Below are 24,900 nucleotides of genomic sequence, written 5' to 3' on the forward strand. Positions count from 1 at the left end.
TTACCCCCCAGTACTGGTTCCTTCCGCCCGCAACCTCGCACCGAACGCGCGTTTCGAACAGACAAGCGCGTGACCGACTCCGCAACCGCGTTCCCGCACGCCACCATCGCCGCCACCGCCAACGTCGACAAACAAGCCGATATCGGATCAGGAACGGCCATCTGGCATCTCGCCCAAGTGCGCGAGCGCGCCGCTATCGGCCGAGATTGCGTTGTGGGGCGGGGTGCGTACATCGGCCCTGGCGTCGTTGTAGGGCACAACTGCAAAATACAAAACTATGCCTTGATCTACGAACCTGCCCGCTTGGAGGATGGCGTCTTCGTCGGTCCCGCGGCGGTATTCACGAACGACACATTTCCACGGGCAGTGAATGTCGACGGCACACGAAAAGCCGCTGAGGATTGGGATGCCGTCGGCGTGTTCGTGCGCACGGGTGCTTCGATCGGTGCCCGCGCCGTGTGCATCGCCCCCCTGACGATCGGGCGATGGTCAATGGTCGCTGCCGGCGCCGTCGTGACCCGGGATGTACCCGACTACGCCCTGGTCGCCGGAGTGCCCGCTCGGCGCATCGGCTGGGTGGGGCGCAGCGGTAATCCGCTCACCGACGATGGCGACGGCCGGTTCGTCTGTCCAATCACGGGTGACCGGTATTTCGAACTCGGCGGCGCGCTCTTGGAAGCGGCCGTGAACTGACCCAGGGCATCCACCCTCCCCGTGCGCCCCGCGCGCCAGACCCCAATGGAGTTACAGATGACAGTCAATGGTTCACGAATCGTGCTGGGCGGGTCGGTGGTCGACCTGATGGAAATGCAGGATGCGCTGGAACGCATTTCGAATCACCTCACCAACAGAGCGGAAGCTCCACTCGCGGTGGCCTCAATCAACCTCGATCACGTTCATCATTTCGGAACCGGTGCACATCTGGCCGGAATCCTGGACCGTGTACCGCCCAAAAGCTGCTCAGCACCGGTCGAATGGCTCAAGCTGATCGACGGAGCACCGCTCGCCGCCCACGCGCGACGGTTGACAGGGCATCCCTGGCCACGTATCGCCGGCAGCGACCTGATCGGACCCATCCTGGAGCGAGCCGGGCACTTAGGCGTACGTGTCGGCTTTCTCGGGGGTATGGAAGAAACCCACCAACGTCTGCGCTCCGAGTTCGCGCGCTCACAGCCAACATTGCGGGTGGCCGGTTACTGGGCACCAAGTCGCGAGGTCATATCAGACCCGGTGCGCTCGGCAGCCCTCGCTGCGGAGATCAAGAGTGCCGATGTCGACTTGCTGGTCGTGGGGCTCGGAAAACCACGGCAGGAGTTGTGGATAGCCGAACACGGCCCACAAACGGGGGCGACCGTGCTACTTGCCTTCGGCGCCGTCGTGGATTTTTTGGCCGGACGAGTTCGTCGCGCTCCGCGCTGGGTCGTTAATCGCGGTCTGGAATGGGCCTGGCGCCTGGCGATCGAGCCCACCCGCCTCGCGTCACGCTACCTCGTCGATGGTCCGGCCGCCTACCTTCTGGTTCGACGCACCAGCAAATCCGACGCTGTCTATTCCAGGGTTAAACTGCCGTCGCGGATAGGACCACATCCTTCCTTGGTCACAACCCCCCCCTGGAACCTGGAACCGGGTAGCCGGCACGGTGCCATCATCATCCCGGCACACAATGAAGCTGGCGTGATCGAGCGCACCCTTGGTTCGCTCGCCGGCCTGGCCGCGGAAGGCCAGGTCGAGGTCATCGTTGTCTGTAACGGATGCACTGACTCTACGGCGGCGCTGTCCCGTCGCTTCGCCGGAGTAGTCGTGCTCGAGATCGACGATGCATCCAAACCGGGCGCGATGAATGTGGGCGATGACGCCGCACACTCGTGGCCTCGTCTGTATCTCGATGCTGACATTGAGATCACACCCGGCGCAGTGCTCGACGTGTTCGAGGCAGTGCGCTCGCCGTCGATACTGGCTGCACGCCCCGCTTTTTCCTACGACACGACCGGGGCTTCGCTCCCCGTTCGATGCTACTACCGGGCTCGCGTGCGAATTCCGGATACGAGTGCTGTGCTCTGGGGAGCCGGAGGGTATGCGCTTAGCGCCGCTGGACATGACCGTTTTGGTCGCTTCCCAGAATTGACCGCCGACGACGCGTTCGTCGACAGCGTGTTCACCGAATCGGAGAAGCGAACGCTATCGTCGGTGCCGACCGTCGTGCGGACACCACGCCACGCGGCCGGGCTGCTCGCGGTGCTGACCAGACAGCGGCGTGGTGTCGTGGAGCTCGACACAGCCGGATCCACGCAAGAACGAGTTTTGGCGATTCTCGCGTCGGTGCGAGGGCCGGCCGAAGCCGTGGATGCTTGCTGGTACGGCGCGCTCACGCTCGCAGCTCGCCTGAACCATACCTGGACTGCGCGCACGTCTTTGCCCCTCTGGGAGCGGGACGACTCCAGCCGCTCCAAACAGCGCGGAACCATCCCATCGGCACCAGCGGTAGTGGTACCAGCGGTGGTGGTCGCAGCGGTAGTGGTCCCAGCGGTAGTGGTCCCAGCGGTAGTGGTCCCAGCGGTTGTGGTCCCAGCGGTAGTGGTCCCAGCGGTAGTGGTGCCAGCGGTAGTGGTGCCAGCGGCGGCTGCAAAGGCCGTCATCGCTGCGGCGACCACGCCCCCTTCGGGGGCGTCGCCGATACCCCCGGTCAGCGCTAACCTCGAGCATCAGATCAAATGAGTAATGCTCAGTGCATTCTGACGCCAGCAGGCGAAATGTTCTCGACCATCGCTCGACCGGCAAAGGAAACCACGTGAACACGCCCAACATGTCCTGCACGCGCCCCCGTCCGAACGGGGAGTGGCTGTGACCCTGAGGGCAAGCCTCTGCGTGGCAAGGGATGTCGACGTGGATGTTGTCATCGTCACGTACAACAATGGAACCGAAATCGACGCCGTGCTGCAGAGCCTGAAGGCTGGGGCTCCGGCCCTGCACCTGCGTGTCGTCGTAGTCGACAACGATTCAACCGACGACACCCTGACCAAGCTGGCCGCCCACTCGCAGGTACGCGTGCTGCACAGCGGGGGCAATCTCGGCTACGCCGCCGGGATCAATATCGCCCGCCGCGCAATTGGCACCTCACGGGCAATACTGATCCTCAACCCGGACGTCGAGGTGATGCCCGGCGCCATTGCCGCCCTCCACAGCAGAATGGCGCAGACCGGGGCGGGGATCGTCGTGCCTCTCCTGCAAGACCTAGCCGGCGTGCGCCAGGCCTCGCTCCGCCGCGAACCGTCCATAACGCGCACTTTTGGCGATGCTCTTTTCGGAAATCAGCTCGGTCGTCGACCCGGCTGGTTGTCGGAGATCGACCGCAGAGCGTCACACTATCGACTTCCCCGACCTGTGGAGTGGGCCACCGGCGCTGCCCTTCTCATCAATGGCAGCCTGGCTGAACGCCTCGGGGATTGGGATGAACGCTATTTTCTATACTCAGAGGAAACGGACTATTTTCGCCGCGCCCGCCACGCTGGGGCCGTCGTCTGGTTCGAACCGGCGGCCATCATTCGCCACCGGCAGGGCGGATCGGGCGGATCAGACGCTCAGACAGCGCTGATGGCCGTCAACCGTGTGCGCTATGCGCAGGTCTGGGGAACGCCAGCGCACGCCGCCTGGATTCGCGGTGCGGTCATGCTCCATGCCTGCCTGCGGCTGGACCAACCGGCCCAACGCCATACAGCCACTGTGCTGGCTCGTCGCAGCCGTTGGCACGGCCTGCCTCACGCGACTTTGACCGGCGCCGCGCATGTCGGGCCGACCGCAGCATCCAGCATCGAGCACGTGCTGTTGACCCGATTCAACCTGCCGTCCGCGGGACCGGAACGGGTGATTCGGGCGCAGGAGGGCTGGCTGGCTGAGCGGATCATCCTGTTCGAGCGCTACTGCGTTCCGTCCGTTCGCTCGCAGACCAACCAGAACTTCACTTGGATCATCTATTTCGATCCCGAAAGTCCAGCCTGGCTTCGGAAACATGTGAACGCCCTTCAGGCGGACGGCGTGTTTCGGGCCGTGTTTCGTTCCTCGGTGAGCCGAGCTGAACTCATTTCCGATATTCGCAGTGTCGTGGGTCGAGAGCGCGATGTACTTATCACCACCAATCTAGACAACGACGACGGCCTGGCCACAGATTTCGTGGACCGAGTGCAGCAAGCGGATGCCCCCCAGCACCGTGCTGCCGTCTACCTCACGAGCGGCCTCATAGTGAGTCGGAACGGTCTCTACCTGCGGCGGGATGCACACAATGCCTTCTGCTCTGTGTGGGAAAGCTGGGACGACCCCGTTTCCTGCTGGGCCGGCTGGCACACCCGCTTGGGCGAGTCCATGCCCGTCATCGAAATCGACGGCGCACCCGGCTGGCTCCAGGTGGTGCACGGCTCGAACGTCAGCAATCGGGTGCGCGGTCGACTCGTCTCTCCGCTGCCCTACGCCCATTTATTCGGGGCGCAGCTCAACGTGCTCACCGTGCCCGCACATCGGCGGATGCTGGTCGACCATCTGATCTCGGTGCCAACCAGAATTGTGAGAGAGGCACTGCGCGCCGGGGTCAAATGGGTGGCCGTACGGCTCTTCGGCACGGCGGGACTGGACGACATCAAACTCCGGTTCGTTCGGTGGGTCCGTTGACGACTCGCAACCTGCTGCAGATTCTCGCCCGACGGTGGTATGTCGTAATGGTGGTTCTCATAGCGACCGGTCTCCTGTATGCCACCCTCGCGCGGCACGGCTCCTACTACAGCGAGGTTCAGGTTGTCTTCGTTGCCCCGGGAGATGTTGCCCTCGCGCCTTTCAACGACCAGCGCAGGGTAACCCTTGTCAGTTTCGCCTCCGCCATTGAGAGTGAGATACACAACGGACGCCCCACTAATCGGTTGGCCGAAGGCGCCCCCCTCTTCGGTGCGGGGGTCGATCAGGGCTATCAGGTGCTCATGCCCAACCGCGGCGGACAGTGGCAATACAGCTTTCCAGATCCGGTGCTCACGGTTCGCGCCGTGGGACCGGATCCGCAGTGGGCCACGGCAACAGTTGACGGGCTAGTCACGCACATCACCGCCCTGGTCGCGCAGCGGCAGCAGAGCAATGGCGTGCCTGTCGTCGACACAATTCACATCGAGCAGGTGCCCAATGAGACGACTGCGAACTATGTCGGAAGCTCCACCGATGCCCGCGCCCGGGCACTGGTTTCACTCATCCTCGTTGGCCTGGCAGTGGCGGCATTCCTGGCCGTCACGATCGACCGAATATCGCAGAAAGTACAACCGAAATGAACCTCAACAATTTTCTGCGCAGTCTGGCACGCCGCTGGCTTCTGTTGCTAGGGGCACTCGCGCTCACCGCGACCCTGTGTTTCGCCGCGTATTCCGCCGTACCCCCCAGCTATGAGCGCGCGGCGAGCATCTTGCTTATGCCGGGCACACAGACCATTCCCGTCGGGGGAAACCCCTACCTCTATCTCGGCGGTCTCGGCCAGGCAAGTGAGATTCTGGTGGCAGCAATGAACTCGAACTCGGTGCGACAAGATATTCTGCTCGGCCATCCAGGCGCGGAGATCTCCGTGGCTCGAGACCCAGCAACCAGCGGCCCGCTCATGACGGTATCCGTTTCGGGGCCGAGCGATGCGGCCGTGACCGCCGTGCTCGACCGGGCGCAGACGGCCATCTCCGAGACCTTGACCGCGCTCCAAAATCAAGCGGGTGTTCCGGCCACGGCTCAGATCAACGCACTGCAACTCACCGGCGAGCCCACCAGCGTGCTTGTGCTCAAGGATCAGTTCCAGGTGGTGGCCCTGGTGGCGGTCGGCGGCGTAGCACTATCGCTGCTCGGGTTGGGTTTCATCGACGGGTTGCTCCTGTCTCGGCAACGCGGCCTGCCCGCCAGCTTCCGCGAGTGAGCGCCTCGCCTGCCGCGATCCTGCGCATCTCCCGACAGCGAACGGACGGTCAGAATCGAGGTTTCGACGGGCTCACCGTGCTCACGGTTTACCTTGTGCTCCTCTTGGCGGTGCCGTCCAACCTAACCTTCACCGCGCTCGGGTCGGCCGGGCGGCCAGCATCCCTGTGGGCCCTGCTTGCTGGAATGTGGTGGTGCTGGTCGCAGGTGCAGCGCCACGCGCAATCGGGCTGGCGGCCGCAGCCCGTTCGACTCGCCGTCTTCGGTTTGCTCATCATCGGCGCACTCAGTTACTCCACCGCGCTCTTGCGGGGGCTTCCAGCGGACGAAATAAATCCGGCAGACAACGGCATGCTGCGCCTGGCGGCGTGGGCCGGAATTCTGCTTGTAGCCAATGACGGCCTACGCACGGTCGAGGCATTGCACCGACTCCTGCGACGCATCACCTGGGCGGTGGCTGTTCTGGCTGTCGTGGGGATCGCCCAGTTTCTCACCGGAAATCCCCTGATCGATTGGATCTCCATCCCTGGAATGAGTTCAGACCTCGCAGTTCTGGACTCCCGCGGCGGTTTCACCCGAGCAACGGCGACCGCCAGCCAGCCCTTGGAATACGGTGTGGTGCTCTGCCTGACGTTTCCCCTCGCCATCGTTTTGGCACTGGAAGACAGGACTCGTACCCTGATCGCACGCTGGCTTCCGGCTGCGATAATAGCCGTCGCCTCGGTATTCTCGGTCTCTCGGTCGGAACTGGTCGGACTCGTCGTTGGCCTGGTTGTGCTCTTCCCCAGCTTCTCCGGGCGGGCTCGGCTGGTTCTCGGTTCTCTGGGCGTGACACTTGCCGGCATGATCGCCGTTTTGGTGCCTGGCCTGCTAGGAACAATCCGCGGGCTCTTCACGGGAATCGCGGCGGACCCGAGTACCCTCTCCCGCATGAGCAGCTACGACGCCGCAGTTGAGCTGGTGAGCAGGTTCCCCTTTGTGGGGAAGGGGTTCGGCACGCTCCTGGCCCGCTATCACATCTTCGACAACGAATACCTGCTGCTGACCATCGAACTCGGCATCCTGGGGCTCCTCGCTTTTCTCACGCTTGTGACCACCGCGCTCGTCTCCGCCGGTCTGGCTCGCGAGCGTGCGACCACGCGGATCGACCGCCAGTTAGCACTGGCCCTGCTCGCGTCCACCCTGTCCGGGGCCATCATGATGGCCTTCTTTGACGGACTATCCTTCCCGATGTCAGCGGGAATGCTGTTTCTTCTTCTGGGCCTCTGCGGTGCCGCACTTCGACTTTTCTCGAGTGCCCGGGTACCGGAATCCGCTCAATCGATCTTGACGCGGTAAACGTGATAGCTGTACTCCTCGGCGAAAGTATCGCGGAATCGCCCGGCAAGATCAATTGAGAGGGTACGTCCCTCGCCCACCACAGCAGCCGAAGACCCGTGCACACTCGAGGGCAGCTTGAAGGTGCGATCACCCGGCACCGATGATCCGTCGATCATTGCGAAAACGTAGGCATATCCGTCGTGGCTCTTGAGCATAGTGTCCAGCTCGGCACCGAAAGAGTACTCGTACGACTGGGTGTTGATGACGCTGGCCAGCGCGTGAATTTGTGCATTCACTTCTTTTACGGCTTCGACCTGGGCATTTCCGCAAAATTCCGGAGTGACTTGCGATTGCCGGAAGGCATTAGCCGTCTGACACGACCCGCCCAGACTCTGGTTGAAATAGGCAATTCCGCGGGCCTCGTTAATTATGGAGCTCACCACCGCGCCCTTGAGCTGGCCCGGGTTGATGTTGTTCGTTGGCGGCGCTTCGGGTGGACCGCCATTAAGGTTTTCCACCCACTGCCAGCGGGGCTGCATGTGGCCGTCGGCGGCATCCTGCCGTGTTAGCCCGGTGGCAATCTTTCCGTAGCTCGACGCCGTGCGGCAGTTGGACTGCTGCACCGGTTCGAGGTAGGCGTCCCGATAAGGCTGCCAGTCACAATAGGGAATCGTGTACCAATACATGTCGACCGAGACGACATCGGTATACCCGTTCACATACTGCTGCGCGACGCGCTGGTCGAGGTCTGTCGCCACCACCATCTGGGTGAAATTTGCGTACTTGAACCGGCCGTCATTGGGAATGTCATCGACGATTCTTTGCAGGTGCGCTTGTCCCTCTGCCGGGGTGAACCGGCCGTCGACCTCATCGTCAAGAAATCGACCCACCCAGTTTGCACTGTCGTCGGTGAAACTGTCATTCAGTTTGCCGCCGATCCAGAACACGCCGTTGTCGGCGAACAGGTGATAAGGGGTGCCATCCCACATGCCGCTGTAGGTGTTTATGCCCAACGATTTGTCGTATTGCACTTCAGCATCAGAGCTAAAGTTTCCGAACCAGGACACGATGGGAAAAAAGTTTGGGTCGCTCCAACCGGCAGCCTGCGCCTTCTCGAAATTATCCCAGTAGGCGGGTCCGCCCTCCCACGGAATGCGTGGCAGAGCCAAGGCTCCCGAGATCGGCTGCACCGAGTCGGACCGCACCGGTTCGACTGTGTCGGCCTTCGACGTGCCCAGCAGCACGATGGGCAGCCCGACAGCAACGACGAGCGCAGACGAGACCGCGACGACTTTCCACCGGCGGCGGCGAGCAGACAGATTGTGATATATTCTCATACTCCATTCCCTCACGCCCGTGCGCCCGAAACAAGAAGATCAAGCAACTGCCGAGCCCGAGCATTCCAACTATGTTGTCGGGCGAAAGCGATGCGCCTGGCAGTTTCGGCCACATTTTCGGGTTGGGAGAGCATGCTGCGCACCCGGTGCGCGAAATCGGCCGGATCCATTCCGACCTCGATCAGATCCGTATCGAGCCACCGCACCGCCGGCAGATCCGTCGACACGACCGGCAGCCCCGCTGCCAAATATTCCAGGGTCTTCAGTGGAAAACTAGCGCGATTGAAGACCGTGTCGGTATAGGGGGTGAGCCCCACCCCCATGCGTGCGAGCAGGGCCGGCAGCTCGGCTTGAGGCACTTCGCCATGCCAGGTCACTCCGCTCGCCCCCAGAAAACGGTCGAGGAATGCACGAGTCACGGCAGTGCGCTCGGCGCGCGGTCCGACCACGATAATCTCGGTCCCCCCTGCCCGCACCGCTTCCAGTATCTCTGGATCCAGGCGTTCATTTAGCTGTCCGATCAGGCCCGCGACGGGTGTGCGAACAGAACCGTGCGACTCGTAGCTGGTTGGATCGCAGCCATTCGCCAGCACCTCGACCGTAACCGCGTAGGTGTCGGCGAGTCGGGAGGCGAGGTCCGGGGACACCGCCGCCGTGACGTGTGCATCGTGAATGTTTCGTTCGAGATCGCTCTCAATCCGGTCTGCAGACAGCCCCATCAGGGTCGCCCCCGACGGCCAATCGTCGGTGACGTAGAGCAAACGGGTACCGCCGATGCGGCGCGGAAACCGTTGCCGCGGTGATGCCACGATCACGGCAGTCACCTCCAGCCGCAGTTTTCGCACCACCAAGCGGATGTGCCGCTCGAGAATGACCGTGGTGGCTCGCCGAATGCCCGGCCGCGACGCGCCCGGCCAGGTTCGAGTCTGAAGCCGGGTGACACCGGGTGACACGAGAGACATGCCTTCGCGGTTATGCTCCGTTCCGCCGCCGCGTCGACGGGTCAGCACCGAGAACGGTGGATCAACCCACAGCACCGGAAAAACGATGCCCAGCGCGGTCATTAGTCGGCGATCGGTTCCCGCCACTGAGTCCCACCGGGTGCCGGCGATGAAGACGATTGCTCCCGTTGTCATACGCCCGTCGATCGCCAGCGATACCGACCGATGACAAGCGCGGCACGATGCCTGACGGCATGGGCGAGCAGGTTGGGTGAGTAGCGAGCTTTGACCGGCCCCAGCCTCTGCGCCCGACGAAGTGCTCTCCCTTGCGGCAAGCTGTCGAGATCGGCGTGGATCCCCCGGGCATAGTGCAGGTAGCAGTCAGTTTCCGGGGAAGCCCCACGGCCGGCCGAATAGGCCTGAGTGGTTCGGGTAAGCGCCTCGTTGGCCAGAGTGGCGCGCGCGATTCGCAGTAACCGCTCGTTTTGGGCAGTATCACCCAGACCGTCAGTGAACAGCGTGCTGAATGCGCTGGCTCGTTCCTCCAGATCACGTTTGACATCGACCTCCCGGGCGGAGAGACTGCCGGAGTGCTCACGATGCCAGGCTTGATCGGCGCCGCCTACCCACCCCACGTCAGAGGCACGAGCCATCCTCAACCACAGTTCCAGGTCATGAGTGTGCGCCAAGGAACGCATGCCGCCGACTGAACGCAGGGTGCTTGCACGCATCAAGACTTCGGGTGACGTGATGCAGTTATGACCCACCTGGCATCTACGTTCCAGCCAGCTACGTCCCGGCCAGACGGTCCAGCTCCGAGCCTGGTCTCGATGCCTCAGCACCATGGGTTCCGCGAAATGCACCGGATGCCCGTACACCAGGCCTACGCCGGGAAACTGTTCGGCGAGGGCAGCGGCACGAGCAATCGAGCCCGGCGTCAGCATGTCATCGGCATCGAGCCTAACGACGAACTCCCCGGTGGTTTGCGCCAGACCATCGTTGAAGGCACTGGCTGGTCCGCCGTTCTGTGTACGGGCGACCAGCGTGACTCGTGGATCGGCTGCGACAAGGCTCCCGGCCAGCAGCACCGAACCATCCGATGATGCGTCATCGACAATGACGACGTCGACAGCCACGCCGCGCTGGCTGAGCGCACTGTCTACCGCCTGTCGGAGGTACCGCTCGTAGTTGTAATTGGTGATCACAACGCTCACCCGTGGCATCCGGATGGGTGTCTGACGCACCCTCGGAGCCCTCACCCGGCGCGTTGCGTGGAGTTTTGCGGTCTTCACTTCAGCCCGCCGCGCGCAGAACTGCCGGCTGTCGATGCAGGACCAGGGCGTTCTGTAGCGCAGCCACAATGCGGTCCTGCTGCTCGTTCGTGATGCCGGGGAAAATCGGGAGGGACATGATCTCATTCGACAGGCGTTCCGCAACCGGAAAAGTTCCCAGGGGCAGACCAAGGTCGGAGAACCCGGGCTGAAGGTGCACGGGTACCGGATAGTGCACGGACGCGCTGATTCCCAGCCCCGTAAGATGATTGACAATACGGTCACGATTTGGCACCCGAACCACGTACAGGTGATAGACGTGTTCGTTGCCCTCGACCACGCGTGGAACGACAACCTCAGGCATCGCTTGCAGTAGGTCGTCATAGTATCGCGCAGCATCCCGCCTCAGTTGATTCCATCCGTCCAGTCGAGCAAGCTTCGCCGACAGGACGACCCCCTGAAGTCCATCCAATCGAGAGTTCAGCCCGGGGAACCGGTGCTCGTATCGGTTGGTTCCGCCGTGGTTGCGCAGGGCTCGCACCATATCGGAAACGCGTTGGGTGTTTGTAAGCACCGCACCGCCGTCTCCGTAGGCACCGAGATTCTTACCGGGGTAGAAGCTGGTTCCACCGGCATCGCCCAGGCTGCCGGCGCGTGCGCCGAACCTGGTTGCCCCGTGCGCTTGTGCCAGGTCTTCAACGAGAAAGACGTCGGGGCCTCCAGCTCGACGCAGGAGTTCCATCGGGGCCATCTGTCCGTAGAGGTGCACCCCGATTACAGCCCGGGTACGCGCCGACATGTTCGATCGCACCGCTTCAGGATCGATAAGAAAGTCCTCGTCACAGTCAACCAGCTTCACAATGGCACCCGCTCGCAGCACTGCCTCCGCGGTGGCCACGAACGTGTTGGCGGGCAAGATGACCTCGTCGCCCAGCCCGATTTGGGCTGCACGCAGGACGAGTTCGAGCGCATCGGTGCCGTTGGCAACCCCGAGAACGTGGTCGACACCGCAGTAGGCAGCAAAGGCCGCCTCGAATCTCTCCACCTCGGGGCCGAGAATGAAACTTCCGTTGGCCATCACGCGATCAAAACCTGCCTGCACTTCGTCTTTAATCAGCGCGTGTTGAAAGCTGAGGTCTACCAGTGGTACCGGGAGAGGAATCTGGTCGGTGTAGGTCACAGTGACGGTCCGTTCTGATCTGGTGATTGTGGTCTATTTTTGTATCCTTCGGGCGAGCTGCGCAGCACAACAATGCCGCCGCCCCACTCCGGTCGCTGGTCAACAATTCGAAACCCTCGAGCCGTGGTCAGCTCTGCGAAAATTCGGTACCCAGCAGGTGCATCGGTTCCTTCGAGGATTACCGTTGTCGCCGTGTCCAGCACGCCGATGTCGTCGATCAGAGCGCTGGCGCTTTTCGCGACGAAAATCAAACGCTTCTCCTGACTGTGCTGTCGAACGAGTTCGGCGGGCCTCTGCCGCGGCGTGTCGAGTACAGAAACCTCGGTGACGGCAGGGTTGTCGAGCAAGCCGCGCTGTACGGCACGGCTGGACCTGCTCCAAGAATCGCTGCCGAGAAGTATGGCTGCGCGCGTCACGGGTTCGCCCTGCACGAAACCGTGCAGGTAGCGGGACCAGCCGGTGCCGGTCACCCGCTGCTTATACGGAGACAGCCGAGCGCGCAACCATCTTTCCACCGGCGCGAGAGTGCTGCCCCTTTTTAAGCGCGACATGCGCACAGCAAGCCGATGATGTGCTCGCGGTGAGGTGACACCCCTCCGTACGGCGGGGAGCGACCGGCGTGCGCTGTCTGATAGCCCCAGCCGGGTGGCCAGATCAGGCTGACCACAGGCCTGAAGCATGACCAGCAGGTGTTCGTGCCAATCGGCCAGGCAGAGCGAGGGGACGGGACTGATTGAGTACCGCCTCTGCGCCCCGGCCTGGGGACCCGTCTCGCGGTTTTGGCCGGTCAGTGTGGCGACGATGGCACGCATCCGGTCCAATTCCGGATGCAGCATGGCAGGGTACATCAGGGCGGCGGCGGTTGCGGAGTGCACGTCGCCACGACACAGGGCGACCCGAATTTCGAACGCCCAGTGCACCGGGTCGGGTTCTGCCGACTGGTGGTGGGACAGGACCGCAATCTGCAGCCGGGAGAGCCAGTCGTGCGCGGCCCGCCAGTCGCCTTGCAGGAGAGACGTGTAGGTGAGGCCGATTGCACCTTCCGGAATAAAGAAATAGCTCAGGCAGCGCACAAATTCACGCTGTGCCGTCGCATAGTCCGCACGCTGCAGGGCGCTCCACCCGTTACTGATCAGCTGTCGGTCCCGACCGGGGCGGCTCGCCGCCGGGGAGTGCCGAGGCCGGGCGGCGAGGCTCAGCGCACCGTTCGGCCACTGCTGGGCGATCTCTATCTGCGTGCCGTGACTTTGGACGAGTTCGAACCACTGCATGATTTGGCTGCGGTGGGCCAGTGTGTGGTGATCATGCACCAGCCGGTGCCCCGCTCGGGTGATCCGGTCCAGCTCGTGGGGATTGTCCAGCAAGTGACTGAGCTTGTCGACAACATCATTTTCGTCCGCAAAGACGCAATTCACCATGTCAGCAAAGCCGAAGGCTTCAATGGATGCTGTTCGTTCCGTAACCAGACACGTCATGGAGGCCGGAATCTCCAGATGTTTCCGAACGACGTCCTGGGCTATGGTGCCGCAGGTCGGAGCAAAACTGCTCGCATTGAGCAGGCGGGAATACCCCTCACCAATGAGCATGCGCCCCGTGGCCGATTCCGAATTCCACCCGAAGTGGGGCGTATTCATGGTGATGAATTCGGGAACGAGAGCACGACTCACGGCATTCCGCCAAGGGTAGTGGCTTGCCTGGCTACCGGTGAGCAACACGGGAACATTCTTGGTCAAACCGTAGTCACGGAACACAGCTGGGTCGATGGCGTTGGGCCAGACGAACAGTCGCCCGGCGATTTCGGGCGTGTACTCAGCCATCGCCATGGAAGTCGTGACGAACCAGTGCACATCCCAGCGCGCCATATCCGCGACGAAAGCCGCGCGGGAGGAATCAAAGGCGTCGGCGTGGAGAAACCCTAATTTTGGTATTCCCGGATGAGTAGCGGTGTTGTAAATCACCCGAGTCCCCGCGTACACGCCGGATTCAAACAGGCAAAGGTCAGGGCGGATTCGCGTGCATACTTCGTCGTAGTCGCAGTCCGCGTCGATGACGACCACTTCGAAGAACTGCTCGAGGCTGCGGCGTTGCTCCTGCACGTGAGCTTGCAGAAAGGCGGGCAATCCGGCTCGTGTCCACCGAAAGAAGGCCAATCGCGGGCGAGCCACCCCAGCTGACTCCGGTCGAAAAGCTGGCATTCCGCTCACGATTTGGCCCACTTTCCCTGTAAACCCCGAAGCACCCAGCTGTGAAAGGCGAGATAGAGCGAGAGGCGAGCCAGTATTCCTGCTGGTAGGTAACTCCGCATCATCGGCAGAGCGGCAACCAGATAGACGGCCAGCCCAGTAGTTCCGCCCACGGCTAGTCGCAGCAGGTGTCCCTCAAACGAGGCCATGGCTAAATATGCTGTTCCGGCCGCGAGGGTTGCGGCCAGCAGGGGTGCACCGACGGCCTTGCCCAGTATCCGGGGCACGGAATCCAGCACGGGGCCCAGCGCCCACATATACATGGGGATGACGACGACGACGATCACCACGACGTGCGCTATCGCCGCGCCCCGAACACCCAGCACGGCAACACCCGCCGCAATGGCCGGCAGCAGGGCCAACAGCCACACCGCCTGAATAAGGAAAACACGACCGGTCCGGCCGATCCCCACCAAAAGATTTGACAGCAGCAAGGTCAGGACAAAGATTCCTCCGTACACCGCCAGAATCGCCAATACGGGCGCCGCAGGAGACCACTTCGCCCCGTAGAGCACTTCAACGATTTCAGCCGACAGCGCCACGGTCAGGGCGCTAACCGGAAGAGCTGCGAGGGCCACCACCCGCGACCACCGCAGCAGCGCCTCTCTCAACTGCTCAGGATCCCGTCGCAATGCCGAGAAGGCGGGCATGGCGACACTGTTAATCGTCCCGCCGAGAATCGACGTCGACCAGGACGCGACGCTGAAAGCCAGGGTGTATATGCCGAGAAGGGCGGGCCCGGCCAAAGCAGCGATAAAGGCGGCGTCCGCATTCAGTAACATATAGTTCAAAAAGTTTGCGCCAGCGAGCGGAACGCCGAATTTAAGCACCTTGGCAGCCTGCGCGCTGTTCCAGCGCGGCCCGTACCAGGGACGAGTGCTGGCTATGACCACCGCACCCGAAATGACCACACCAACCACTCGGGACCAGGCGAAGGCCAGCGCGCCGTCGCCGTGCAGGGCGAGGATGATCAGCACGGCGTTGGAGGGGATGAACGCGATTGCGGTCGCAGCGAAGAGCCGCCCCTGACGGAAGTCCCGCACCAGGATTGCCGACGACACCGCGGTGAACGAACTGAGCAGAATGGGTATCGCGAGAATCTGAATGGCCGTCTGAGCTTCTGGAGCTCCGAGAGCTGCCGCGATCGGAGCGGAGGCAAAGAACATCGCTGTAGCCAGGGTGAATGAGCTCATCATTGACAAGGCCGTCACGACCGATGCGGCGTCTGCCAGTTCCACGTCACGCCGCGCGATACAGGACGACAATCCGAGTTCGCACAGCGCGGAGACGATGACGTAGACGACCAGGGCCACAGCGAAGACGCCGAAGTCGTACGGCGAGACGATGCGCACTACGAAGATGGTGATCATCATCCCGGCGATCTTCGTCACTAGGGTGTTCCCGAAGCTCCAGCTAACCCCGTGACTGAGCGGACGTCGATGGATATCGTCCGGCGCGTCGCTAGCCACGTTGTCCCCGTACGCCGGCTCCCGAACGGGCCAGCCGCGCGGTCGCGAGCATCGGTTGTGCCGGGACTCCAATCCAGGTCTCCTGGAAAGGCACGTCTGCTAGCACCGCAGCCCCCATACCGATCACGGCGGCTGCACCAATCCTGATTCGCTCCCTGATGCTGGCGTTCATGCCGATGTAGGCGCCGACGCCGATGTGCACGTCGCCACCAACGGCGACGCCGGCGCACAGAGTCGCGAACGATTCCACGCGGTTTCCATGGGTGAGCGTGACGTTGGGCATGACCACGACGTGGTCGCCCACAAGCACGTCAGCGGTGAGCGCGACGCCGGCAAGCAGAATGCTACCCACACCTACCCGGCAGGAGGCGGGTACCGTCGCTCTGGGGTGAATGACTGTCGTATACCGATCCGGCGTGATACCCAGGCCGGTCAGTCGTTCGACGAGGTCGGAACGGGCCGCGCCGTTTCCTACGCACACCAGCAGCTGGGCAGTGGGATGGTGCGCAACCTGCGCCAAACCACCGACGACGAGCGCGCCAGCGAGCGATGTCCCAGTGAGTGCCGCCTGGTCGTCTACGACGAACACGGAACGCGGGTCGCCGTTCTCGTGCAGCACGCTCAGAACCTCGTGGGCAAGCCCGCTGGCCCCGATGAGCAGCAGCTCAGGCATGCCACCTCGCGTTCATGCTGCGCCACTCTTCTGAGCGGATGCCGCGACCATGAGCGTGTCGATGACCCGGTCTTGATCCGCGAGGGTCAGGTCGTGATAGAGCGGAAGGATCAGGGTGTGATCCGTGAGGTACTCGGTCACCGGAAGCAGAACGTCGCGGTCGTGCCGGTCACGGTAGGCCGGCTGGCGGTGCGCTGCCATGATGCCCCGGCGTGCCGAGACCTCAGCGTTTGCCAGCGCGACAAGAACCCCCTCCCTGTCTAGGGCGAAATCCGGCTGGACGTCGATCCAGAACGACTGGAAGTTACTTGTTCCCCACTCTGGATCGGCGACAGCGCGCAGGCCCGGGATGCCGGCGATAACGTCCGCATACCGTTCGGCGAGTTCACGGCGGCGGCGCACTATCTCGGATAGCTTTCCTAGCTGCACGATTCCCACGGCCGCCTGCAGGTCGGTCATCCGATAGTTGTAACCGACCTCCGCATAGACTTCCGCCGACGCCAGCAGACTCCCCTGGCGGTCGCTCGCTGATACGCTCATCGAGTGTTCCCGCAACCGACGCGCGCGGGCCGCCCAATCCCGATTGTTCGTGGTGAGCATTCCGCCCTCGCCGGTGGTCAGCAGCTTCCGCGGGTGAAACGACCATGTGGCGATATCGGCGCCCGCACCGACGGAACGCCCGTGGTAGGTGGATCCGGCGCCGCACGCCGCGTCTTCGATCATCACAATGTTTAGCCGGTCGCACAGTTCCCGCAGTGGAACGAGATCAACCGGCACACCGCCCTGATCGACGATGATGATGGCCCTGGTCCGGGCGGAGACCGCCGCCGCCACCGTCTGCGCCGTCACGTTGCCGGTCGTCAGGTCGACATCGGCAAAGACGGGTCGGGCACCCACGTAGGTGGGAGCGTTCGCGGTGGCGATGAAGGAGAAGGACGGAACGATGACTTCGTCGCCTGCGCCGATGCCGGCGACGATGAGAGCCAGGTGCAGCGCGCTCGTGCAGCTTGAAGTTGCCACGGCGAAACCGGCCTGCATCTGTGCGGCGAACTCGATTTCAAAGCGGGCCACCCGCGGGCCCTGCGCCACCCATCCCGACTCGATGACCTCGGTCACGGCAAGCACTTCTTCGGAGCCCAACCAGGGTTTCATGACGTTGATCCGACTCATGATCGCACCAGGGTACGGCTCGCGGCGATCTCTTCCCGCAACGGCGTCCACCAGTCGACGAGCTCGCGAAGCCCCTTTGCGAGCTCGACTTCTGCTACAAAGCCGAAGTCGGCGCGGGCAGCGGAGACATCAGCCAGTCGTCGCGACACACCGTTGACCGCCCGGTCCGGTCCGTGCTCCACACCCTGATCCGAGCCCATGACTGTGAGCAGCCCGTGAGCCAGTTCCAACAGGCTGGTTTCCGTTCCGCTGGCGATGTTATAGACGCCTTCACCGATTTCGCTCGTCGCCGCGAGCAGGTTGGCGCGGGCGATATCCGTCGTAAAGATGAAGTCCATGGTCTGGGCGCCGTCCCCGAACACCAGGGGCGAGCGGCCGTCCTGAATCCGTTCCATCCACCGCACGAGCACCTCGGTATACACCCCGTGCACGTCCATCCGCGGACCGTACACGTTGAAGTAGCGCAGGCTTACGTAGTCCAACCCGTTCATGGCTTTGAAGCTGCGCAGCATGCCTTCATTGAACGACTTGGCAGCGCCGTAGAAGGTGTCGTTATTCTCGTGGTGGTGCAGTTCCGGGGTGGGGAACTGGTCGGCAAGACCGTACACGGACGCGCTGGACGCTGCGACGACTTTTTCCACGCCGCACGCTGCCGCGGCCTCCAATACGTTGAACGTTCCGTCGACGAGCACTTCCAGCGCGAGTCGCGGCTCCTCGGCGCACTGGGTGATACGAATGGCAGCTTCGTGAAAGACCAGGCGTTTTCCCGCCGTAACCTCCTGTACGAGTGTGCGATCCCGCAAATCCCCTTCGATCAACGTGACCCGACCGGATGCGAGCGCGCGCGCGAGGTTCGCCGCTCGACCGCGAACGAGGTTGTCGAGCACGTCGATGTGCGCTACCTCCGTAAGCAATAATTGGTCGACGATGGATGAGCCGATTGTGCCGGCACCGCCAGTTACGAGCACATTCGCCCCGGTCAGCTCGGTCACAGTGCTTCTCCAATCAATTCCCGCTTCTTTGGAGCTAGAGATTCTGCGGCAGCCGAGCCGGCCAGACTGCGACTCGCAGCCTCAAGCACCGCAAGCACCCGCAAACCGGACTCCCCGTCGGTGATCGGTGCCCGCCTCTCCCGGATGCAGGCAGCGAACTCGGCCGCCATCGCCCCGAGGGCTTCGCGCTCCGGCAGGGCGGGAGACCAGGTGTCACCGAGTCGGTAGGAGACCGTCGAGGCCGTTCGGTTGTCGTCATGCAGGGCTTGCAGGTTCAGGTCGACACCGCGGTCGTAGACGCTGATGCGCTGTTGCGGATTCAGATCGTCCCAGATCAGGGTGCGTCTCGTGCCGCCGATAATCATCTGGCGAATCTTCGTCGGGCTCAACCAGTTGACGTGCACGTGCGCGATCGCACCACCCTCGAGCGGAAGAATCAAGTATCCGACGCAGGATTTGCCCGCGCCGAGCGGATCTGCTCCGTGCGCGGTCACCGAAAGTGGCCGCAACCCGCCGGGAAGCACAAAGTCCATGATCGACAGGTCATGCGGGGCGAGGTCCCAGAACACATCGACGTCGGGCTGAATCAGCCCCAGGTTCACCCGAACCGAGTCGACGAAGAGAATATCCCCGAGGGCGCCTTCGCTCACGAGTTCCCGCATTTTCAGCACCGCCGGCGTGTAGCAGTACGTGTGGTCAGCCATAAGAATCAGACCCGCGGCAGCGGCCGTCCGCACCATGTCTTCGCCGCGTTCAGAGGTGTCAGCCAGCGGCTTTTCCACCATGACGTGCTTTCCCGCCGCGAGAGCGGCACAGGCGATCTCATGATGTGTAGCCGCCGGTGTGGCGATCGCCACCGCATCGATATCGTCGGCGGCAAGAAGTTCAGGGAGCGCGGTGACGATCCGAACACCGCCATGTCGATCCGCAACGAGCTGGGCTCTCTCCCGATCACGGTCGCACACGGCGACCAGGTCCCAGTCCGGGCTGGCATCGAAATTTCGGGCCAGATTCGGACCCCAGTATCCGGCGCCAATCACGGCGATTCGAAGCTTTGCGATGATAAGTGCCACCTTGTCGAGTTGTGTGCGGGGAAGTTGGAGCAGCGGCCCCGTCGCTTCGTTACGCGGGAACAACCTCATGACTGTGACGCGTGGGCAACCGCCGCATGCAGTTGGCGACAAGTCGAACATTACTCACTTATGAACTTTGGCATAGTGCCCCGCATGAGCGCATACCCCCGAACAGGGGTGCGTCGAAGTTCACCGAGACATGACACACTCAAGTGTTCGTCAGTTACAGCCGATGATCCGGACGCCTCCGGATCGGCTCCTCTGGGGTCTCCTGGCTGCGCTGCCCGACGCGCGAAAGAGGCATCATGTTCAACCGTCGCGTTGCGATCGTCGGTGGAGGTATCGTCGGTTTGGCTGTTGCGGAACGGCTGGCCCGGCTAGGAGCCCAGGTCACGCTCTTTGAGAAGGAGTCGCGCTGGGCGACACATCAGACCGGTCATAACTCCGGCGTCGTGCATGCCGGCCCGTACTACCTACCGGGCTCGATGAAAGCGCGCATGTGCCAAGCCGGAAATAGGTCGATGCTGCAGTTCGCCGCTGACAACGGCATCGCGCACCGACGAACGGGAAAACTCATCGTCGCCGTCACCGCTCACGACCTGCCTCGTCTGCACGCCCTGCACCAGACGGCGCTTGCCAACGGTGTCGTGGCCCGCCTCATCACGGCAGAGGAAGCGCTCGACTATGAACCCCATGTTCGCGCCATCGCTGCCTTGCGCATCGAAGGTACCGGGATCATCGACTACGTCGCCGTCGCAAATGCTCTTGCCCGACTGGCGCAAACCAACGATGCCGAGCTACTGCTCGACACTCCCGTTACCGATATCACGGTCACCGCCCGGAACGTCATTGTGCAGCATCCCTCTGGCGCCGTGGGGGCAGACCTGCTGATCAATTGCGCCGGACTACACAGCGACCGCATCGCGCTGCTCGCCGGGCTGATCCCCGAGGTACGAATCATTCCGTTTCGCGGGGAATACTATGAGCTTCGTGCACCGCGACGCCACCTGGTGAACGGGCTGATATACCCGGTTCCCGATCCTTCGCTGCCTTTTCTGGGCGTTCATCTCACTCGAATGGTCGACGGGTCCGTACACGCCGGGCCCAACGCCGTACTGGCCCTGGCTCGTGAGGGCTATACCTGGGGCCAAATGAATCTGCGCGACACCCTCGATGCGATCACCTACCCGGGCTTTATGAATCTCGCACGGCGTAACGTTCGGACCGGCGCGCAGGAGGTCGCCCGATCATTCTCGAAACTGTTGTTTGCCGCCAGCCTGGCCCGCCTCGTGCCGCAAATCACCCGCGCCGATATCGTGCGGGCCGGTGCTGGAGTGCGAGCACAGGCCATCCGACCAGACGGCTCACTCGCCGACGACTTCATCATCCAGCAGGCGCCGCGCCAAATCCATGTGCTCAACGCGCCGTCACCGGCCGCCACAAGCGCCCTCGAGATCGCCCGGTATGTCGCGAACGCAGCCACCACAGAGCTCTCACGACTCGGCTGAGTTGGTCTGGCGGGGCGAGCGCGCCGTTCGGAATCTGCTCGCTACGCCAGCAGGGACCGCTCGGCAGCCTTGACCACGTTGGAGAGCAGCATGGCGCGGGTCATCGGCCCGACGCCGCGCGGGTTCGGCGACAGGTGCCCAGCGACCGATACAACGTCGGGGTGCACGTCGCCGATCAGGCGGCCCTTTCCAGTGACCTCGTCGGCCACTCGGGTGATTCCCACGTCGAGCACGGCGGCACCGGGTTTGATCCAGTCGGCCTGGATCAGGTGGGGCACGCCGACGGCGGCCACGACGATGTCGGCGCGGCGCACCTCGCCGGCGAGGTCGACCGTGCGCGAATGGGTCAAGGTGACCGTCGCATCGAGGCCCTTGCGGGTGAACAACAGGCCGAGCGGGCGCCCGACGGTGAGGCCGCGGCCCACCACGACAACCTTCTTGCCCACGATCGGCACGTCGTAGCGGCGCAGCAGCTCGACGATTCCGGCCGGGGTGCACGGCAGCGGTGAGCGCAATTCGCCCTCGATACCGAGCACGAGACGCCCAAGGTTGGTCGGGTGCAGGCCGTCGGCGTCCTTCGACGGGTCGATCAGCTCGAGCATGGCGTTCTCGTTGTGGCCGACCGGCAGCGGCAGCTGGATGATGTACCCGGTCACCTCACGGGTGTTGTTGAGGTCGTTGATGGCCGCACGCACGTCGGCGCTGGTCGCCGAGCCGGGCAGGTCGATGCGCAGCGATTCGATGCCGACCTCGGCGCAGTCGCGGTGCTTGCCCGCGACATAGGTCTCCGAACCGGGGTCGTTGCCCACGAGCAGGGTGGCCAGGCCGGGAACGACGCCGTGCGAGCGCAGGGCGGCGATGCGGTCCCGCAGCTCGGCCTTGATGTCTGACGCGGTCTTGACCCCGTCGAGTGTGATTGCCGTCATCATGGTTCCCTACCGTTGTCGTCTAGTTCGCTTGGACGAGGCCCGGGCCTCGTCCGCTGGTGAGAACTGGGTACATGCGCGGCTTACGCGCAGGCACGCACGAACGGATGCCGCTGGCCGGGCCGGCCAGCGGCATCCGCTTTCGAAAAAGCTACTGCTGCAGGCCTGAATACAGCGGGAACGCTTGCGTGAGCGCGCCGACCCGAGCGCGGAGCGCGACGATGTCGGCTTTGGGCTTGAGGGCCTCGGCGATAACGTCGGCGACCTCGGTGAACTCGGCGTCGCCGAATCCGCGGGTGGCCAGGGCGGGCGTGCCGATGCGCAGGCCGCTGGTGACCATCGGCGGACGCGGGTCGAACGGAACCGAGTTGCGGTTCACGGTGATGCCCACCTCGTGCAGGGCATCTTCGGCCTGCTGGCCGTTGATCTCGGAGTGGCGCAGGTCGGCGAGCACGAGGTGCACGTCGGTTCCGCCGGTGAGCACGTCGATGCCGTGGGCGCGCGAGTCGTCGGCGGTAAGGCGGTCGGCGAGGATGCTGGCACCGCGCAGGGTGCGCTCCTGGCGTTCCTTGAATTCGGGCTCTGCGGCGAGCTTGAACGCGGTCGCCTTAGCGGCGATCACGTGCATGAGCGGTCCGCCCTGCTGGCCGGGGAACACGTTGCTGTTGAGCTTCTTGGCCAGGGCCATGTCCCGCGAGAGAATGATGCCCGAGCGCGGACCGGCGAGTGTCTTGTGCACGGTGCTCGACACGACGTCGGCGTAGGGCACGGGTGAGGGGTGCAGGCCGGCGGCGACGAGGCCGGCGAAATGGGCCATGTCCACCCAGAGCAGCGCACCGACCTCGTCGGCGATGGCGCGGAAGGCTTCGAAGTCGAGGTGGCGTGGGTAGGCCGACCAGCCGGCGATGATGACCTTCGGCTTGCTCTCGAGGGCCTTGTCGCGAACGACGTCCATGTCGACGCGGAACGTCTCTGGATCGACGCCGTAGGCGACCGGGTTGTACAGCTTGCCCGAGAAGTTGAGCTTCATGCCGTGGGTGAGGTGGCCACCGTGGGCCAGCTCGAGGCCGAGGATGGTGTCGCCGGGGGTGGCGATGGCGGAGAGCACGGCAGCGTTGGCGGTGGCGCCGGAGTGCGGCTGCACGTTCGCGTAGGCGGCACCGAACAGTGACTTCGCGCGGTCGATGGCGAGCTGCTCGGCGACGTCGACGTACTCGCAGCCGCCGTAGTAACGGCGCCCCGGGTAACCCTCGGCGTACTTGTTGGTGAGCACCGAGCCCTGCGACTGCAGCACGGCGCGTGGAACGAAGTTCTCGCTGGCGATCATTTCGAGGTAGTCGCGCTGGCGGCCGAGCTCCTGCTCGAGCACGGCGGCGATCTCGGGGTCAACGACCGAGAGCGGATCGTTGAAGGTCGACTTCACAGCGTAATTAGACTGCACAGTGGTGGCGGAATCAGGCACGGAGTTCTCCTTATATATGGATGTTGCGGCCCAGGCGTGCGGCCACTAACCGTGTCAGTCGCTCCCCGATGGTGACCCATCTTCATGCTACGCCAGTTGCGACCTAACCAGCATATCAGCGGATGCTGCCGGCCGCGATCCGGGCATCCGTTTGCGCGTCGACACCGAGCCATTCGGCGAGGGAATAGCCCGGGGTGATCAACCGTTACCCTGCATATACATGCACACGCATTGAAATTTGGAGGCTGGTATGCAGTTTGGAATCTTCACGGTCGGGGATATGACCACCGATCCCACCACGGGCGAAACGCCGTCCGAGCACACCCGCATCAAGGCCATGGTCGCCATCGCGCTGAAGGTCGAGGAGGTGGGCCTCGACGTTTTCGCCACCGGCGAGCACCACAACCCGCCGTTCGTGCCTTCGTCGCCGACCACCATGCTCGGTTATATAGCGGCGCAGACCTCCCGGATCATCCTCTCGACCGCAACGACGCTGATCACCACGAACGACCCGGTGAAAATTGCCGAGGACTTCGCGATGCTGCAACACCTCGCCGACGGCCGGGTGGACCTCACCCTGGGCCGCGGCAACACCGGCCCGGTCTATCCGTGGTTCGGTAAGGACATCCGCGAGGGGATCCCGCTGGCGCTCGAAAACTATGCCTTGCTGCGCCGGCTCTGGCGCGAAGAAGTCATCGACTGGGAGGGCCAATTCCGCACTGCACTGCAGGGCTTTCAGTCCACCCCGCGGCCGCTTGACGGAGTGCCGCCGTTCGTCTGGCACGGAAGCATCCGCAGCCCGGAAATTGCCGAACAGGCCGCGTACTACGGTGACGGGTTCTTTTCGAATCACATCTTCTGGCCGGCCTCGCACACCGCGAAGATGGTGCAGTTCTACCGCCAACGCTTCGAGCACTACGGCCACGGCACCGCCGCAGAGGCCATCGTCGGGCTCGGCGGCCAAGTGTTCATGAACAAGAACTCCCAGGATGCCAAGCGCGACTTCCGACCCTACTTCGACAACGCCCCGGTCTACGGCAATGGACCGAGCATGGAGGACTTCACCTCTCAGACCCCGCTCACCGTGGGCAGCCCGCAGGAAGTCATCGACCGTACCCTCGGATTTCGGGACTACGTCGGCAACTATCAGCGCCAGCTCTGGCTGATGGATCATGCTGGCCTTCCGCTGAAGACCGTGCTCGAGCAACTCGACATTCTGGGCGAACAGGTCGTGCCCGTGCTCCGCCGCGAGTTCGCGAAGAACCGTCCGGCCGACGTGCCGGAGGCCCCGACCCACGAGTCCTTGGTGATCGCCGCCGACGCCACCACCCGGGTGATGGATGCCACCACCGCCGTGATCCACGACGAGCTCAACCCGGCCGGCGGCGAGTAGGGCCCGCGACACTCGTTGAG

General features: G+C 63.4%; 20 protein-coding genes and 1 riboswitch. Of the genes, 8 read left to right on the forward strand and 12 right to left on the reverse strand.

The window, feature by feature from the left end; translation table 11 throughout:
- Positions 1-69 precede the first annotated feature (69 nt).
- The 6 genes from E3T47_RS06345 (at position 70) to E3T47_RS06370 (ending at position 7,260) form a co-directional block, all read left to right on the forward strand.
- Positions 70-693 (forward strand): acyltransferase, encoded by a 624-nt coding sequence (locus E3T47_RS06345; RefSeq protein ID WP_134555307.1) that lies wholly within the window; start codon positions 70-72, stop codon positions 691-693.
- 57 nt (positions 694-750) lie between these two features.
- The gene (locus E3T47_RS06350; protein WP_166805639.1) at positions 751-2,715 is read left to right on the forward strand and encodes a WecB/TagA/CpsF family glycosyltransferase; all 1,965 of its coding nucleotides are present in this window, start codon (positions 751-753) and stop codon (positions 2,713-2,715) included.
- Between the two features lie 168 nt (positions 2,716-2,883).
- Positions 2,884-4,659, forward strand: coding sequence for a glycosyltransferase (locus tag E3T47_RS06355; protein WP_134555309.1), 1,776 nt, complete (start codon positions 2,884-2,886; stop codon positions 4,657-4,659).
- Entirely contained in the window at positions 4,656-5,300 is a 645-nt protein-coding gene (locus E3T47_RS06360; RefSeq protein ID WP_134555310.1) for a hypothetical protein, read from the forward strand. Before E3T47_RS06355 ends, E3T47_RS06360 begins: the two co-directional genes overlap by 4 nt.
- The gene (locus E3T47_RS06365; RefSeq protein WP_134555311.1) at positions 5,297-5,923 is read left to right on the forward strand and encodes a hypothetical protein; all 627 of its coding nucleotides are present in this window, start codon (positions 5,297-5,299) and stop codon (positions 5,921-5,923) included. The genes E3T47_RS06360 and E3T47_RS06365 overlap by 4 nt, the downstream gene beginning before the upstream one ends.
- Positions 5,920-7,260, forward strand: a complete 1,341-nt coding sequence (locus E3T47_RS06370) for an O-antigen ligase family protein (protein WP_134555312.1) — start codon at positions 5,920-5,922, stop codon at positions 7,258-7,260. Before E3T47_RS06365 ends, E3T47_RS06370 begins: the two co-directional genes overlap by 4 nt.
- Here the strand turns inward: E3T47_RS06370 and E3T47_RS06375 are convergent.
- From E3T47_RS06375 to E3T47_RS06420, 10 genes are all read right to left on the reverse strand, one after another.
- The gene (locus E3T47_RS06375) at positions 7,239-8,594 is read right to left on the reverse strand and encodes a hypothetical protein (protein ID WP_166805640.1); all 1,356 of its coding nucleotides are present in this window, start codon (positions 8,592-8,594) and stop codon (positions 7,239-7,241) included. The genes E3T47_RS06370 and E3T47_RS06375 overlap by 22 nt on opposite strands.
- A complete protein-coding gene (locus tag E3T47_RS06380) occupies positions 8,591-9,715 on the reverse strand; it encodes a glycosyltransferase (protein WP_134555314.1) in 1,125 nt (374 codons plus the stop codon). The genes E3T47_RS06375 and E3T47_RS06380 overlap by 4 nt, the downstream gene beginning before the upstream one ends.
- The gene (locus E3T47_RS06385) at positions 9,712-10,764 is read right to left on the reverse strand and encodes a glycosyltransferase family 2 protein (protein WP_206751331.1); all 1,053 of its coding nucleotides are present in this window, start codon (positions 10,762-10,764) and stop codon (positions 9,712-9,714) included. The genes E3T47_RS06380 and E3T47_RS06385 overlap by 4 nt, the downstream gene beginning before the upstream one ends.
- Positions 10,765-10,813: 49 nt before the next feature.
- On the reverse strand, positions 10,814-11,971 hold the full coding sequence (locus E3T47_RS06390; protein ID WP_241982010.1) for a DegT/DnrJ/EryC1/StrS family aminotransferase: 1,158 nt from the start codon (positions 11,969-11,971) through the stop codon (positions 10,814-10,816).
- Positions 11,968-14,091 (reverse strand): glycosyltransferase family protein, encoded by a 2,124-nt coding sequence (locus E3T47_RS06395; RefSeq protein WP_166805642.1) that lies wholly within the window; start codon positions 14,089-14,091, stop codon positions 11,968-11,970. The genes E3T47_RS06390 and E3T47_RS06395 overlap by 4 nt, the downstream gene beginning before the upstream one ends.
- Positions 14,092-14,171: 80 nt before the next feature.
- Positions 14,172-15,683: an oligosaccharide flippase family protein gene (locus E3T47_RS06400; protein ID WP_277871810.1), complete on the reverse strand. Its 1,512-nt coding sequence runs from the start codon at positions 15,681-15,683 to the stop codon at positions 14,172-14,174.
- On the reverse strand, positions 15,676-16,356 hold the full coding sequence (locus E3T47_RS06405; RefSeq protein WP_134555318.1) for a NeuD/PglB/VioB family sugar acetyltransferase: 681 nt from the start codon (positions 16,354-16,356) through the stop codon (positions 15,676-15,678). Before E3T47_RS06405 ends, E3T47_RS06400 begins: the two co-directional genes overlap by 8 nt.
- Before the next feature lie 12 nt (positions 16,357-16,368).
- On the reverse strand, positions 16,369-17,526 hold the full coding sequence (locus tag E3T47_RS06410; RefSeq protein WP_134555319.1) for a DegT/DnrJ/EryC1/StrS family aminotransferase: 1,158 nt from the start codon (positions 17,524-17,526) through the stop codon (positions 16,369-16,371).
- Complete coding sequence (locus E3T47_RS06415; protein WP_134555320.1) at positions 17,523-18,518, reverse strand: NAD-dependent epimerase/dehydratase family protein; 996 nt, start codon at positions 18,516-18,518, stop codon at positions 17,523-17,525. Before E3T47_RS06415 ends, E3T47_RS06410 begins: the two co-directional genes overlap by 4 nt.
- On the reverse strand, positions 18,515-19,582 hold the full coding sequence (locus E3T47_RS06420; protein WP_241982037.1) for a Gfo/Idh/MocA family protein: 1,068 nt from the start codon (positions 19,580-19,582) through the stop codon (positions 18,515-18,517). Before E3T47_RS06420 ends, E3T47_RS06415 begins: the two co-directional genes overlap by 4 nt.
- A gap of 314 nt (positions 19,583-19,896) precedes the next feature.
- On the opposite strand from E3T47_RS06420, the gene lhgO reads away from it, so the two are divergent.
- Positions 19,897-21,099 (forward strand): L-2-hydroxyglutarate oxidase, encoded by a 1,203-nt coding sequence (lhgO, locus tag E3T47_RS06425; RefSeq protein WP_134555322.1) that lies wholly within the window; start codon positions 19,897-19,899, stop codon positions 21,097-21,099.
- 41 nt (positions 21,100-21,140) lie between these two features.
- Here the strand turns inward: lhgO and E3T47_RS06430 are convergent, their stop codons facing one another.
- Both E3T47_RS06430 and glyA read right to left on the reverse strand, forming a co-directional pair.
- Positions 21,141-22,025, reverse strand: coding sequence for a bifunctional methylenetetrahydrofolate dehydrogenase/methenyltetrahydrofolate cyclohydrolase (locus tag E3T47_RS06430; protein ID WP_134555323.1), 885 nt, complete (start codon positions 22,023-22,025; stop codon positions 21,141-21,143).
- Between the two features lie 151 nt (positions 22,026-22,176).
- Entirely contained in the window at positions 22,177-23,448 is a 1,272-nt protein-coding gene (glyA, locus tag E3T47_RS06435; protein ID WP_134555427.1) for a serine hydroxymethyltransferase, read from the reverse strand.
- Between the two features lie 60 nt (positions 23,449-23,508).
- Positions 23,509-23,597, reverse strand: a riboswitch (ZMP/ZTP riboswitch).
- A gap of 140 nt (positions 23,598-23,737) precedes the next feature.
- Between glyA and E3T47_RS06440 the strand changes: the two genes are divergently transcribed.
- The gene (locus E3T47_RS06440; RefSeq protein WP_134555324.1) at positions 23,738-24,880 is read left to right on the forward strand and encodes an LLM class flavin-dependent oxidoreductase; all 1,143 of its coding nucleotides are present in this window, start codon (positions 23,738-23,740) and stop codon (positions 24,878-24,880) included.
- The last annotated feature ends 20 nt before the right edge of the window (positions 24,881-24,900 follow it).

The sequence above is a fragment of the Cryobacterium ruanii genome, from assembly GCF_004404055.1.
In the GTDB taxonomy this organism is placed as follows: domain Bacteria; phylum Actinomycetota; class Actinomycetes; order Actinomycetales; family Microbacteriaceae; genus Cryobacterium; species Cryobacterium ruanii.

Coding starts and splice junctions, on each gene's coding strand:
- E3T47_RS06350 (WP_166805639.1), top strand. CDS start 751: ATGACAGTCAATGGTTCACGAATCGTGCTGGGCGGGTCGGTGGTCGAC.
- E3T47_RS06365 (WP_134555311.1), top strand. CDS start 5,297: ATGAACCTCAACAATTTTCTGCGCAGTCTGGCACGCCGCTGGCTTCTG.
- E3T47_RS06380 (WP_134555314.1), bottom strand. CDS start 9,715: ATGACAACGGGAGCAATCGTCTTCATCGCCGGCACCCGGTGGGACTCA.
- E3T47_RS06405 (WP_134555318.1), bottom strand. CDS start 16,356: ATGCCTGAGCTGCTGCTCATCGGGGCCAGCGGGCTTGCCCACGAGGTT.
- E3T47_RS06410 (WP_134555319.1), bottom strand. CDS start 17,526: ATGAGTCGGATCAACGTCATGAAACCCTGGTTGGGCTCCGAAGAAGTG.
- lhgO (WP_134555322.1), top strand. CDS start 19,897: ATGTTCAACCGTCGCGTTGCGATCGTCGGTGGAGGTATCGTCGGTTTG.
- E3T47_RS06430 (WP_134555323.1), bottom strand. CDS start 22,025: ATGACGGCAATCACACTCGACGGGGTCAAGACCGCGTCAGACATCAAG.
- E3T47_RS06440 (WP_134555324.1), top strand. CDS start 23,738: ATGCAGTTTGGAATCTTCACGGTCGGGGATATGACCACCGATCCCACC.